Annotated in this window: 14 protein-coding genes; 8 read left to right on the top strand and 6 right to left on the bottom strand. The window is 69.5% G+C overall.

Annotated elements, in window-relative coordinates; all coding sequences use genetic code 11:
* From JI739_RS21840 to JI739_RS21830, 3 genes are all read left to right on the top strand, one after another.
* Positions 1 to 467 (top strand): hypothetical protein (locus tag JI739_RS21840; protein WP_201686121.1); only part of this gene is annotated, 467 nt, incomplete at its 5' end.
* Positions 468 to 477: 10 nt separating this feature from the next.
* Positions 478 to 858, top strand: coding sequence for a hypothetical protein (locus JI739_RS21835; protein WP_201686120.1), 381 nt, complete (start codon positions 478 to 480; stop codon positions 856 to 858).
* 79 nt (positions 859 to 937) lie between these two features.
* Complete coding sequence (locus JI739_RS21830) at positions 938 to 1,702, top strand: hypothetical protein (RefSeq protein ID WP_201686119.1); 765 nt, start codon at positions 938 to 940, stop codon at positions 1,700 to 1,702.
* 148 nt (positions 1,703 to 1,850) lie between these two features.
* On the opposite strand, the gene JI739_RS21825 is transcribed toward JI739_RS21830, so the two are convergent.
* From JI739_RS21825 to JI739_RS21810, 4 genes are read right to left on the bottom strand one after another with little or no spacing between them, the layout of a single operon-like run.
* A complete protein-coding gene (locus JI739_RS21825) occupies positions 1,851 to 2,774 on the bottom strand; it encodes an AEC family transporter (protein ID WP_201686118.1) in 924 nt (307 codons plus the stop codon).
* Between the two features lie 33 nt (positions 2,775 to 2,807).
* A complete protein-coding gene (ku, locus tag JI739_RS21820) occupies positions 2,808 to 3,827 on the bottom strand; it encodes a non-homologous end joining protein Ku (protein ID WP_201686117.1) in 1,020 nt (339 codons plus the stop codon).
* Entirely contained in the window at positions 3,820 to 4,605 is a 786-nt protein-coding gene (ku, locus tag JI739_RS21815; protein WP_201686116.1) for a non-homologous end joining protein Ku, read from the bottom strand. Before ku (JI739_RS21815) ends, ku (JI739_RS21820) begins: the two co-directional genes overlap by 8 nt.
* On the bottom strand, positions 4,602 to 4,808 hold the full coding sequence (locus tag JI739_RS21810) for a hypothetical protein (RefSeq protein WP_201686115.1): 207 nt from the start codon (positions 4,806 to 4,808) through the stop codon (positions 4,602 to 4,604). Before JI739_RS21810 ends, ku (JI739_RS21815) begins: the two co-directional genes overlap by 4 nt.
* A 167-nt stretch (positions 4,809 to 4,975) precedes the next feature.
* Here JI739_RS21810 and JI739_RS21805 point away from each other — a divergent pair, with 167 nt between their 5' ends.
* Positions 4,976 to 5,482, top strand: coding sequence for a GAF domain-containing protein (locus tag JI739_RS21805; RefSeq protein ID WP_201686114.1), 507 nt, complete (start codon positions 4,976 to 4,978; stop codon positions 5,480 to 5,482).
* A gap of 82 nt (positions 5,483 to 5,564) precedes the next feature.
* Here JI739_RS21805 and JI739_RS21800 read toward each other — a convergent pair whose 3' ends face one another.
* Positions 5,565 to 6,488 carry a LysR family transcriptional regulator gene (locus JI739_RS21800; protein ID WP_201686113.1) on the bottom strand — a complete coding sequence of 308 codons (924 nt, stop codon included), beginning with the start codon at positions 6,486 to 6,488 and terminating at the stop codon, positions 5,565 to 5,567.
* Positions 6,489 to 6,560: 72 nt separating this feature from the next.
* Here JI739_RS21800 and JI739_RS21795 point away from each other — a divergent pair, with 72 nt between their 5' ends.
* The 3 genes from JI739_RS21795 (at position 6,561) to JI739_RS21785 (ending at position 10,113) form a co-directional block, all read left to right on the top strand.
* The gene (locus tag JI739_RS21795; protein WP_201686112.1) at positions 6,561 to 8,180 is read left to right on the top strand and encodes an FAD-dependent monooxygenase; all 1,620 of its coding nucleotides are present in this window, start codon (positions 6,561 to 6,563) and stop codon (positions 8,178 to 8,180) included.
* A gap of 67 nt (positions 8,181 to 8,247) precedes the next feature.
* Complete coding sequence (gene panD, locus JI739_RS21790; protein WP_201686111.1) at positions 8,248 to 8,631, top strand: aspartate 1-decarboxylase; 384 nt, start codon at positions 8,248 to 8,250, stop codon at positions 8,629 to 8,631.
* Between the two features lie 54 nt (positions 8,632 to 8,685).
* Positions 8,686 to 10,113 (top strand): mannose-1-phosphate guanylyltransferase/mannose-6-phosphate isomerase, encoded by a 1,428-nt coding sequence (locus JI739_RS21785; protein WP_201686110.1) that lies wholly within the window; start codon positions 8,686 to 8,688, stop codon positions 10,111 to 10,113.
* Here the strand turns inward: JI739_RS21785 and JI739_RS21780 are convergent.
* Entirely contained in the window at positions 10,110 to 10,589 is a 480-nt protein-coding gene (locus JI739_RS21780) for a MarR family winged helix-turn-helix transcriptional regulator (RefSeq protein ID WP_201686109.1), read from the bottom strand. The genes JI739_RS21785 and JI739_RS21780 overlap by 4 nt on opposite strands.
* 125 nt (positions 10,590 to 10,714) lie before the next feature.
* Here JI739_RS21780 and JI739_RS21775 point away from each other — a divergent pair, with 125 nt between their 5' ends.
* Complete coding sequence (locus JI739_RS21775) at positions 10,715 to 11,869, top strand: Rieske 2Fe-2S domain-containing protein (protein ID WP_201686108.1); 1,155 nt, start codon at positions 10,715 to 10,717, stop codon at positions 11,867 to 11,869.
* Positions 11,870 to 11,884 lie beyond the last annotated feature (15 nt).

The raw sequence follows: 11,884 nt of genomic DNA, 5'->3' as shown, positions 1-11,884 counted from the left end.
ATGAGGTGACGATTCACGAGTCGCCCATTGCGGTGGAGGGGTGGAGCGGGGCGGGGTTGACCGTCATTGATCCGCAGACGGGGGCGGGGGGGTATTTGATTGAGGGTGGGGCGCGGGGTGGGTGGCTGATAGTTGCTTTTGTAATAGCGGTCCTAGTGTTGGCAGGATTTGTACTCGTGAGCTTACTTATGGCTGGAATGATTGGGTTGCCCGGTTTTCTGATTGGAATGGTTGGGCTGGTTGGCGCTTACATAGATCTCCTCTCCGAACTTGCTAAGGTAGAAAGCGCTGACGACTTCAATAGACTTCTGAGTCTCACGGCACTTCGAGGTTTTTCCTCGCTGGTTTTAATGGGGATAGGCGCTGCCTTCTATGCGTCTCTGCAGTCGGTCGCAGGTTTGAGTCAGCTTACGCCGTTTTCTTTACTAAACGCAGCGCTCTTGTTGATGACTGGCTGGTTTATTTGAAGGAATCGCAATGGGTGCGAAATATCTTATATCGTCATTCTCGATCTTCCTCCTTGCGGAGCTAGGCTGGGCAGCGAGCATTTCTGGTGGATCGCGGATCAATTCAATGCTGATGCGCCTTGCGCTTTCCGTGGTTTGTCCCTTCGCCATAATGATTTCTGGTTTTGACCAACTTAATTTTGTCTGGATTGCGGGCATGATGGCGCTGTATTTGGCCCTCTTGCCGATAACTAACATCTGGGCAGTCGGCGTCATTGCCAAGCGCGGCAAAGAAGGTCTGTGGGAGCTTCCTTGGTTAGATCCCGAAAGGTGGCCGGTACGCACCGCGATTGCAATTATTTCGTTGTACTGGGGTGCGGTTATCTATCTCATCAGTGTGGTCCGAGGATAGGTCGTAAGCAGTCTGAATACGTGGCATCAGCGCCGATCCGGCCGCGCTGCAATCAGGCGATACCCAGACCATCGGCGCCTTGAGCGGAGAACAACTCTCGGGCGACCTGCTCACCGCCATGGCCTGGAGCTGGTTCACCGCTGCCCAGGCCCACGGCCAACTGGCCCAGCGCACGGCCGGCATGGTCGAAGTGCCGGCAATGTCGTACGGCCTGGTGCACGCGGTGGTGCAACCGGTGGTCAGCTGGGGCGTGGTGCGTCAGGTGAGCTTCCCGGGCGTGAACGTGGACATCGGGCACTACCGACTGCTGGCATGGTCACGTGACCACGACGAAAGCCGCTGGGTCGCCTACAACCGCCTGCGCGGCCAAGCGTTGAGCGCGCTGGAACATGCGGTGCCCGAGGCGTTCTTCAGCGACCCGGCGCAATGCAATCGGGTGGGGGTGGCACGTTCCAATCCGGCCTTGCCGGCGTGCCCCGAGGGCGTCTCAGCCGTGAAGGCGCTGGCGATTGCGGCGCAGGCGGGGCAGAAGGTGTTCACCATCACCGGGCAGGTGTATGCGAACAACCCGGGCATCGTGCGGCAGTTCCTCGGGCAACACAGTCCCGACACGCAAGACCGGGTGCAGCAGGCGCTGGATGCGGGGTATGAGGTGACGATTCACGAGTCGCCCATTGCGGTGGAGGGGTGGAGCGGGGCGGGGTTGACCGTCACGGCGCGGCCACCGCTGCCGTCCCCTCGGCGCGCCAGCACCGCTTCACCTACCGCCTGCACGATGGCGAGCGCATCCTGCTCACCTACACCGAAAAAACCAGCCAGCTCGCCGCCCGGCGCCTCAGCCTGAGCTATGCCCCGGCCACGCAGGCCGACGCAGACCTCATTGCCAGCTACCTGCCTGCCCCGCGCGCCGATGGCACCCCGATGTAGCCCGGCGAGCTGCCCACCAGCTGAAGCCCCGGCTCGGCGCAATGCCATCGGATGGGGATTGCTGGTCACCCCCTCGGCAGCAGCGACAGCGCCGTCGTCACCGACACCAGCGCCAGCAGCGTCGATAGCGCCACCGCCGCCGTGACCTGTTCGTCGGCCACCTTGTAGCGCTTGGCCAGGATGAACACGTTGGCACCGGTGGGCAGGCAGGCGGCGACGACCATCACCGCGAAGGGCAGGCCCGAGAGACCGGCCGCCAGGCCGACGGCCAGCACCAGCAGCGGGTGCACCACCGTCTTGAGCAGGGCCAGCGTGAGCGCGCCGCGCCATTGATCGCCCACGCGGATGCTGGCCAGCGACACGCCCACCATCAGCAGGGACAGCGGCCCCACGGCCTGCGACAGCAGGCGCAGCGAGGTGTCGATCAGTTCCGGCAAGGCCCAGCCGGTCTGGCCCCAGGCCAGGCCCGCCAGGATGGGCAGCGGCACCGGGTGGATGATGGAGCTGCGGACCGCCTGCAGCACGGCGCGTGCCGGGTGTCCGGCCCTGGAGGCACCGGGCGCGAGTTCCAGCGCCAGGGTGCCGGCGGTCAGCAGCACCACCGCGTGCAGCGTGATCAGGGCCAGCAGGTGCGCCAGGCCGGCCGGTCCGTAGACGAAGGTGACCACGGGCACGCCGACCAGGAAAGTGTTGCTGAAGCTGGCGGTGAGACCCTGCATGGCCGACTCGCGTGTCCAGCCGCGCACCAGCAGCGTGGACAGCATCAGCACCAGACTGGCCGCGAAATAGACGACCAGCGGCGCCAGCGCCACCTGCGCCGGCTGCACGCCGCTCATGGTGCGGAAGAACAAGGCCGGCGCCAGCACCAGGAACACGAGGTTGGACAGGTCCACCAGTCCTTCGGCCCGGATCAGGCGAAGCTTGCCGCTGGCATAGCCGATGGCGGTGAGCAGGATGACCGGAAACAGCGCGGAGAGAACGGGGAGCATGGGGTCGCCACTGTACCCAGCCCCGGTCGGGGTTCAGCCGCGGCGTCGCGCGCGCTTCGGTTGCAGGGCCTCGAGCAGTTGCGCCTTGTTCATGCGGCTGCGTCCGGGCAGCTGCCGTTCGGCGGCCATGCGGTACAGCTCCTCGCGGGTCTTGTCCGCCAGCGACCCGGTGGGCGCGGGCGGTGCGGGAGGGCTCTCGGTCCTCGCGGCCTTGGCGGGCGCCTCCCCGGACCGGCCCGCCAGGCTGCGCCGCAGCAGTTGCACCAGGTCGACCACCTTCGCTGCGCCGCCCTCGTCCGCGTCCGCGTCCGCGTCCTCGGCAGCCGGCGCGTCCTCCACCACGTCGCGTCCCTGGCGCGCCTTGCGCTGGGCCAGGGCCTGCAGGGCCTCGGCCTCGCGGTCTTCCAGCTCGTGCAGGTCCAGGCGCTTCTCGATGAGCGCGCCGACCTCGCGGGCGAAGGCATCGAGCAGCTTGCGCGGCGGCTCGACGGGGGCCGGCAGCCCCACCGCCTCGGGCGTGCGCAGTTCGTCGAAGGTGCGCAGCGTTTCGGCCCGCAGCACGCCGCCCTCGGCGATCAGGGCGACCAGGTACTCGTGGCTGCGCATCACCAGGCGGCCGATGCCCACCTTGCCGCTGCGTTCCATGGTCTGCGCGAGCAGGGTGTAGGCCTTGCCCGAGCGCGCGGCGGGCGCGAGGAAGTAGGGCCGCACGAAGTAGGCCGGCGCGATCTGCGCCAGCGGGACGAAGCGGTGCAGGTCGATGTCGCGCGAGGTCTCGGGAGCGGCCGAGGCGAACTCCTCGTCGGTGACCACCACCAGGCGGCCGTCGTCGGTCTCGTAGCCCCGGACGATCTCGTTCCTGGACAGCGGCTTGCCGTCGGACTCGCGCGTGTATTGCCGGCCCAGCGGATGGCCCTGGGCGTCGACCAGCTTCAGGGCTTTCTGGCGCGGGCGCGCCGCCGCGTAGAAGTCGACCGGGATGCTCACCAGGCCGAAGGTGATGGTGCCGGACCAGAAGGATCGCACCGGCGCAGGAGCGGTGGCTTCAGGCAACGCGCCGCTCCCGGTGGGCGGCCAGGCTGGCCCGCAGTGCATCGGCCAGGTCGGTGCCGGAGGCGCGCTCGCGCGGCTTGAAGGGCTTGACCTTGTCGCCCTGCGCCTTGGCGGCGACCAAGGCACGCAGGCGCTCGCGGTGCTCGTTGGGCCAGGCCTGGGGTTCGAACTCGCCGGAGATCGACTCCACCAGCTGCATCGCCAGCTTGAGCTCGGCCTCGGACGGCGCGCGCGAGCGCGCCGGCTCGATGGCGGGCATGGCGAGCACCTGCTCGCTGCGGCGCAGCGTCACCAGGGCCAGGTGGTCGCCGGACGCGAGCAGCGCCCCCAGGTAGCGCTTCTTGCGCATGACCCAGCGGGCGATGCCGTGCACCTGCTGCCGGGCCACGGCGCGTGCCAAGGCGAAGTAGGGCTGGTCGGCGTCCTCGTCGGGGCCGAGCCAGTAAGGGCGGTCGAACCAGGGGTCGGCCAGCAGCCCGGCCGGAACGAAGCGGCACAGGTGGATCTCGCGGCTGGCCGGCGGCACCAGCGACTCCAGCTCGTCGGGCTGCAGGATCACGGCGCGGTCGCCGTCGATCGGAAAGGCCTTGCGCTGCTCCTCCCTGGGGACCTCGGTGCCGGTGTCCTTGCGCACGATGCGCTGGTGCACCGGGGCCTGGCCCTGGCGCGACAGCAGCTTGAAGTGCACGGCCTGGTCTTCCACCGCCGAATACATCTTGACCGGCACTTCGTGCGGGCCGAGCAGGATGCGGCCCTTCCAGATCGCCCGCGCCGTCATCGGTCCCGCGCCTCCTCGCCCGACGGACTGCAGTCCCTCTCATGCGCCGCATGGCAATGGGCGCAGCTGGGCGAGTCGCAGGCGCCGCAGCGGCGCTCGGTTTCCAGGTGGTAGAGCTGGCCGCAGTGCGGACATTCCTCGGTGCCGCCGTGCAGCCACCAGGGCGGCGCATCGGCAACGGACGGGCGATCGTGCTCGGCCATTCGGGCTTGCCTTTCGACGATGGACAGGACACAAGCGTGTCATTCCAGCACGAGCCCGGCGAGCCGTGGGGAGCTTGCCCGGGCGACGGGTTGAAGTGGGGAGGGCATGGTGCTAAACCCGCGCGATGAGTGCTGTACTTCCCCCGCCCCCCGAACGTGAGCAACGGTTGAGCGAGATCGCTCGCGGCATCGAGACCAGCGTGCGCGAGCGCGACCCGCGCCGGCTGACGGGGTTCTTGTGCGAAGTGCGCGAGGTGCTCGGCATGGACGTGGTGTTCGCGTCCCAGCTGGTGGGCGACCGCCGCGTGTTCCGCTGCGTCAGCGCGGCAGGGCCCTTCGACGTGGCGGTGGCGCCCGGGCTGTCGGATGCGCTGATCGATACCTATTGCCGGCTCATCATCGAAGGCCGCATTCCGGCGATCGTGCACGACTCGTCCGTGCGGCCCGAGCTGGTGGCGCTGGAGGTCACCCGAAGGTTGCGGATCGCCGCCTACATCGGCGTGCCCATCGTGCTGGCGGACGGCAGCGTGTTCGGCACGCTGTGCTGCATCAGCCATTCACCGCGCCGCGACCTGGTGGACAGCGACACGGCGGCGCTCCGGCTGATCGCGCAGGCGATCGCCGGCAGCGTGGTGGATGGGCAGATCGCGGGCGGGATCTGGGGAGCCATCTGACCCCCCGAGGCGGCCCGGCGAAGCCGGTTCCGTGGTGGCACTGGAGGGGGCCACTTCGACGACACACCCGCAGGGCGGCAGGTCATGACGTGAGCCTCGTCGCCGCCTGCCGGACGGCTGCGATGAAATCGGCCGCCGCCGGCTTGGGGGGATGGCCTCGGCGGGTGACCAGGTGCAGCTCGATCTGGACCATGGGTTCGCGCAGCAGGGCGACGTCGAGTTGCTGGCGCAGGCATTCGGCCAGCGCGAAGGACGGAATGACGGCGTGGCCGGCGCCGGCGCGGACCATGCCGATGATGGTGCCGATGAGGTTGACGCGCGGGCGGTCTTCGTGGGGACGGCCGCTGCGGGCGAGCTGCTTTTCGATCAGGGCCTGGATGGGGTTGTCCGGCGGCAGGCTGACCAGCGGCAGGCCGGCGAGGCTGCTCCAGGGCTGGCTGGGCTGCAGGCCGCTCGCGCCCGGGCGGGGCGGGCCGATGCGCATGAGCCGGAACTTGCACAGGGGCTGGCGCACGAGGCCGCTGGCGGGCTTGACGAAGAAGCCCAGGCCGAGGTCGGCCTCGCCTTCCAGCACGCGGCCGCGCACCGCGCCGACGTCGACATCGGCCAGCTGCACGCGCACCTGCGGATGGCTGCGGGCGAAGGCCTGCAGCACCTCGGGCAGCAGGCTGGCCGCGACCATCGGCGTGGCGGCGACATGAAGCCGCGAACGCACGGCCGCCTCGGTGCCGCCGATCACGGCCTGCAGCGTGCGCAGCTCGCCGACGATGCGCTCGGCCACCGGCTGCAGGCGCCGGCCCGCGTCGGTCAGGCTCACCGAACGCGTGGTGCGCTCGAACAAGCGGGCGCCCAGCTGGTCCTCCAGCTCCTTGACCAGCATGCTCATGCCCGAGGGCGACAGGTGCACCTGCTCGGCCGCCTTGGCGAAGCTCTGCAGCCGCGTGACCTCCAGGAAGGCCAGCAGCTGCCGGGTGCTGACATTGATCAATTTGATTGAAGAGTTCATCAGAATGTTCCGTTTGATCAACGGCTTCGGGGTTGCTGTAATTCTGGGTCAACCGAACACGGGGCGAGAACAATGGACACGAACAGTCGAGAGGGCGCGGCGCTGGACGCCGAGGTGGTGATCGTCGGCGGCGGCCCGGTGGGCATGGGCCTGGCCATCGAGCTGGGCCAGCGCGGCGTGCGCTGCGTGGTGGTGGAGCGTCACGCGAAGCCGCAGCCCATTCCCAAGGGCCAGAACCTCACCCAGCGCACCATGGAGCACTTCCACTTCTGGGGTGCCGAACAGGCCCTGCGGGCAGCGCGCACCATCCCGCCGGAGTACGGCATCGGCGGCCTCACCGCCTATGGCACGCTGCTGGGCCCGCATACCTACGACTGGCTGCAGCGCGACCTGGTCAAGTCCTACTACTACACCGCCAACGAACGACTGCCGCAGTACGCCACCGAGGCCGTGCTGCGCAGCCGCGTCGCCGAGCTGCCGGCGGTGCAGGCGCTGGTTGGCTGGAGCGCGCAGGCCGTGTCGCAGGACGCCGATGGCGTGACGATCACCGTGGCCGAGCGCGGCGGCGCGGGCCGGCGCGTGCTGCGGGCGGCCTATGCGGTGGGCTGCGATGGGGCGCGCTCGCTGGTGCGCGAGCAGGCGGGCATCACCCAGACCCGCACCGACCACGACCGCGTGATGGTGCTGCTGGTGTTCCGCTCGCGCGAGCTTCACGAACTGCTGGCCCGCTTCCCCGGCAAGTCCTACTACAACGTGCTGCAGCCCCAGCTGGAGGGCTACTGGAAGTTCTTCGGCCGCGTGGACCTGGGCAGCACCTGGTTCTTCCACGCGCCGGTGCCGCCCGGCACCACCGCCGACAACTTCGATTTCGTGGCCTACCTGCACGAGGCGGTGGGCGCGAGCTTCGACGTGGAGTTCGAGCACATCGGCTTCTGGGACCTGCGCTTCATGCTGGCCGACAGCTACCGCAAGGGCCGGGTCTTCGTGGCCGGCGACGCCGCGCACAGCCACCCGCCCTACGGCGGCTACGGCGTGAACTCGGGCCTGGAGGACGCGCGCAACCTGGGCTGGAAGCTCGCGGCCACGCTGCAGGGCTGGGGCGGCCCGGGCCTGCTGGACTCGTACGACGCCGAGCGGCGGCCCGTGTTCGGTTCCACCATCCGCGACTTCATCGCCCGCTCCATCGAGTCGGACAAGCAGTTCCTGGCCAGCCACGATCCCGCGCGAGATCCGGCGGGCTTCGAGCAGGCCTGGCAGGCCCGTGCCCAGGGCGCGGTGGGCGAGGTGCATTCCTTCGAGCCGAACTACGAAGGCTCGCCCGTGGTGTGGCCGGGGGCGGGCGAAGGCCGCAGCTGCAGTGCGGTCGGTTCGCACCGCTTCGAAGCCCGCGCCGGCCACCACCTGGCGCCGGCCGTGCTCGGCACCACGCGCAACGTGTTCGAGGAGCTGGGCCACGGCTTCACGCTGATGGCCTTCGGCGCCGATCCGTCCGCGGTGCAGGCCTTCCATGACGCGGCCGCGAAGATGGGCCTGCCCCTCACCGTGGTCAGCGATGCCTTCGAGGGCGAGCCCGCCCGCTACGAGGCGCGGCTGGTGCTGGTGCGGCCCGACCAGTTCGTGGCCTGGGCCGGTCGTGAGCCGACGCTGGACGCGGACCAGGCCGAGGCGGTGCTGCGGCTGGCCCGGGGATGAGGCCCGCGGGCTGACCCTAGAATTGCCGCGCTGCAACATGCATACGCCCATTCCAGGAAGCCAGCCCGTGTTCCGAACCCTGCTCAAGTCCAAGATCCACCGCGTGGCCGTCACCCACTGCGAACTGCACTACGAGGGCTCCTGCGCCATCGATGAAGACCTGATGGAGGCGTCCAACATCGTGGAGAACGAGCAGATCCACGTCTGGAACGTCGACAACGGCGAGCGTTTCGTCACCTATGCCATCAAGGGCCAGCGCGGCAGCGGAATGATCTCCGTCAACGGCTCGGCCGCACGCCGGGCGGCGGTGGGCGACCTGCTCATCATCGCGTCCTTCGCCCAGGTGCACGAGGACCAGGTGGCCGCCCACAAGCCCGAGCTCGTGTTCGTGGACGAGGCCAACCGCCGCATCGGCCAGCGGCAGTTCGTGCCCACCCAGCAGCTGACCTGACCCCCGCGGACGCGGGCGCGGCGTCACAATGGCCGCGAACAGGAATCCTTCCGCATGGATCCCATCACACCGGTCGTGTTGTGCGGCGGCTCGGGCACCCGGCTCTGGCCGCTGTCCCGCCGCACCTTCCCCAAGCAGTTCGTCCCGATGGTCGGGGGGCGCAGCCTGCTGAGGCTTACGCTCGAGCGCCTGAGCCGGTTCAGCCGGGTGCAGGCCATCGTTTCCGGCGAGGAGCACCGCTTCCTGGTCACCGATGCGATGGCCGAGGCCGGCACCTCGGGCGACCTGATCCTGGAGCCGGCTCCGCGCAACACCGCGGCCGCCATGGCGCTGGCGGCGCTGCACCTGGGCGAGGACGATCGCCTGCTGCTGTTCTGTCCGGCCGACCACCATATCCAGGACGCCGCCGCCTTCGAGCAGGCGGTGCGCCGCGGCGCACCGGCGGCGCGGGCCGGATCGGTGGTGACCCTGGGCGTGAACCCGAGCTTTCCGGCCACCGGCTACGGCTACATCGAGCCCGGCGAGGAGGCCTTGCCGGGCGAGGGCGTGCGCCGGGTACGGCGTTTCATCGAGAAGCCCGACCGCGCCACCGCCGAGCGCCTGCTGCTGGCCGGCGGCGTGCTCTGGAACGCGGGCGTGTTCCTGTGCCGTGCCGACGTGCTGGTGGCGGCGCTCGAGCGGCATGCGCCGGACATCCTGCAGGCCTGCCGCGCGGCCATGGCCGCCAGCACCGCCGAGGATGCGCCATCAGGCAGCGGTTGCTTCATCCGCCCGGAGGCCAGTTCCTTCGAGGCTTGCCGCAGCGAAAGCATCGATTTCGCCGTCATGGAAAAGCTCGACTCCGTGGGCATGGTGCCGTTCGCGGGTGCCTGGTCCGACGTGGGCAGCTGGAACTCGGTGGCCGAACTCACGCCGGCCGACGACTGCGGCAACCGCGTCGTCGGCAACGGGCTGGTGCAGGCGGCGCAGGGCACCTACGTGCACGCCCCCTACCGCACGGTGGTGGCGCTGGGCACGCGCGACCTGCTGATCATCGACACCGCCGACGCGGTGCTGGTGGCCGACCGCTCGATGGCCGAACAGGTGAAGGACGTGGTGGCCCGCCTCGACGGCGCCGCGCGCTCCGAGGTGGTGAGCCACCGCAAGGTGGCGCGCCCCTGGGGCTGGTACGACAGCGTCGATGCCGGCGAGCGCTTCCAGGTCAAGCGCATCGGGGTCAAGCCCGGGGCCTCGCTCAGCCTGCAGATGCACCACCACCGGGCCGAGCACTGGGTGGTGGTGCGCGGCACGGCCGAGGTCACCTGCGGGGACAGGTCCTTCCTGCTGACGGAGAACCAGTCCACCTACATCCCCATCGGCGTGCGCCATCGCCTGCGCAACCCGGGGAAGGTGGAACTCGAGCTGATCGAGGTGCAGTCGGGGAGCTACCTGGGCGAGGACGACATCGTTCGTTACCAGGACAGCTACGGGCGGGCGGCCTAGCGCCGCCGTGTTCCGCGCGAATACCAGCGGTTGTTCACCCCCACCAGCTTGGACAGCAGCCGCAGCAGCTGCTCGCGTTCGCGCGCGGTGAGCGGGTGCAGGATCTGTTGCTGGGCCCGTTCGACGGCCGGCTGCACCTGCTCCAGCAAGGCCTGGCCCTGCGCGCTGAGGGTCAGGCGCCGGTGCCGCCCATCCACCCGGCGCTGCAGCAGCCCCCGTTGTTCCAGCCGGACCACCACGTCGCCCAGCGTGGAGCCGTCGAGCGCGACCCGCTCGCCGAGTTCGTTCTGGTCGATGTCGGGGTGCAGCAGCGTGGCTTCGAGGATCGCGTACTGCTGCGGGGTGAGCTTGTGGCCGGCGGTGATCGGCTCGAAGCAGTTGGTGGTCTTCTGCTTGGCGCGGCGGATCAGGTAGCCGGGCATGTCCTGCAGGTCGGGCGGCAGGCGGTCGGCGGGCATCGGTTCGTGGGTGGTCATGGTGGTGCGCAGCGCCACTGTAAACGGCGTCCGCAATAGTCCGTGTACGGCCTGTGACGTCCTTGCACATCAAGGGTTTACGCTGAATCGTGGTCCAGTTTCAACTCCTATAGTGGGCGGGTTCCGTGCCCTCTTTCCACCTGCCCATGGACCTCTCCGACGCGACCCGCGAGCTGGCGCCGCTGCTGCCGGCCGGCCTGCCCGACGGGCTGCCCCACTACTGGTACCCGCTGCTGCAAAGCGAGGAGTTGCCGGCCGACCGGCCGGTGGGCGCGCTGGCGCTGGGACAGCGGCTGTCGCTCTGGCGCGATGGCGCCGGCCAGCCGCAGGCGGTGCAGGACCGCTGCCCGCATCGCAGCATCAAGCTGTCGGTGGGGCGGGTGCTCGACGGCGAGCTGCAGTGCCTGATGCACGGCCTGCGCTTCGACGGCCAGGGTCGCTGCACCCTGGTGCCCTGGGAATCCGGGCGCTCGCGCCTGCACGACCGGCTGGCGGTGCAGGCGTATCCGGCCCGTGAGCTGGGCGGCTATGTCTGGGTCTACCTCGGCGACGCCGATCGCTTCCCGCCGCCGCCGCTCGAGACGCAGGTGCCCGAGGAACTGCTGCAGCCCGACCAGTACCTCTGCATCCGCCTGCCCACCTCGATCTGGAAGGCCAACTGGCTGCCGGCCATCGACGGCAGCGACGGCTTCCATGCGGTGGTGATGCACACCGATTCGCAGGCCGTGCACCGCGCCGAGCGCGCCCCGGGCAGCACCGAGGTGCCCCTGGAGGACCGGCGCGTGAAGATCATCAAGACCTCGCACGGCATCCGCGGCGTCTCGGTCGACCTGCAGGGGCGGCCGTTGAACCATGGCCACTTCGACGTCGACGTGAAGGGCCAGCGCTTCAACCTGCCCTGCCTCACCTCCAACCCCATCAAGCCCGCGCCCGGTGCCGCGCCCTATGTTTCCCGCCTGTGGCAGTTTCCGCAGGACCGAGGGCACACGCAGGTGGTGCGCTACCTGGCCTGGCGCGCCGGCACCGAGGCGGAGCGGGCCGAGGCCCGGCGCGTGTTCGAGGTCGTCGCGCGCCAGCGGCTGGAGCAGGTCAACCTCGAAGACGCCTTCGCGGCCGAGGCCATGGGCGACGTGGTCGAGGCCAGGGCCAGGGAAGTCCTGATGACGCCTGACGAAGACGTGGTGAAGGTGCGGCGCCTGCTGAACGACGCGTACCTGCAGCCGCTGACCACCGGCAAGCGCCTGGACAACCCGCCCGGCGCGCTGGCATTTCCCATGTAGCCCACGTCGCCGAAG

This window comes from Ramlibacter aurantiacus, assembly GCF_016722895.1.
Lineage (GTDB): Bacteria > Pseudomonadota > Gammaproteobacteria > Burkholderiales > Burkholderiaceae_C > Ramlibacter > Ramlibacter aurantiacus.
The sequence above is the reverse complement of the archived record's forward strand: the minus strand, read 5'-3'. Positions and strand labels throughout refer to the sequence as shown.

Bases quoted from the DNA above. Each gene is read 5' to 3' on its own strand.
- JI739_RS21810 (WP_201686115.1), bottom strand. From the start codon at position 4,808: ATGGCCGAGCACGATCGCCCGTCCGTTGCCGATGCGCCGCCCTGGTGG.
- JI739_RS21800 (WP_201686113.1), bottom strand. From the start codon at position 6,488: ATGAACTCTTCAATCAAATTGATCAATGTCAGCACCCGGCAGCTGCTG.
- JI739_RS21785 (WP_201686110.1), top strand. From the start codon at position 8,686: ATGGATCCCATCACACCGGTCGTGTTGTGCGGCGGCTCGGGCACCCGG.
- JI739_RS21835 (WP_201686120.1), top strand. From the start codon at position 478: ATGGGTGCGAAATATCTTATATCGTCATTCTCGATCTTCCTCCTTGCG.
- JI739_RS21780 (WP_201686109.1), bottom strand. From the start codon at position 10,589: ATGACCACCCACGAACCGATGCCCGCCGACCGCCTGCCGCCCGACCTG.
- JI739_RS21825 (WP_201686118.1), bottom strand. From the start codon at position 2,774: ATGCTCCCCGTTCTCTCCGCGCTGTTTCCGGTCATCCTGCTCACCGCC.
- JI739_RS21795 (WP_201686112.1), top strand. From the start codon at position 6,561: ATGGACACGAACAGTCGAGAGGGCGCGGCGCTGGACGCCGAGGTGGTG.
- ku (WP_201686116.1), bottom strand. From the start codon at position 4,605: ATGACGGCGCGGGCGATCTGGAAGGGCCGCATCCTGCTCGGCCCGCAC.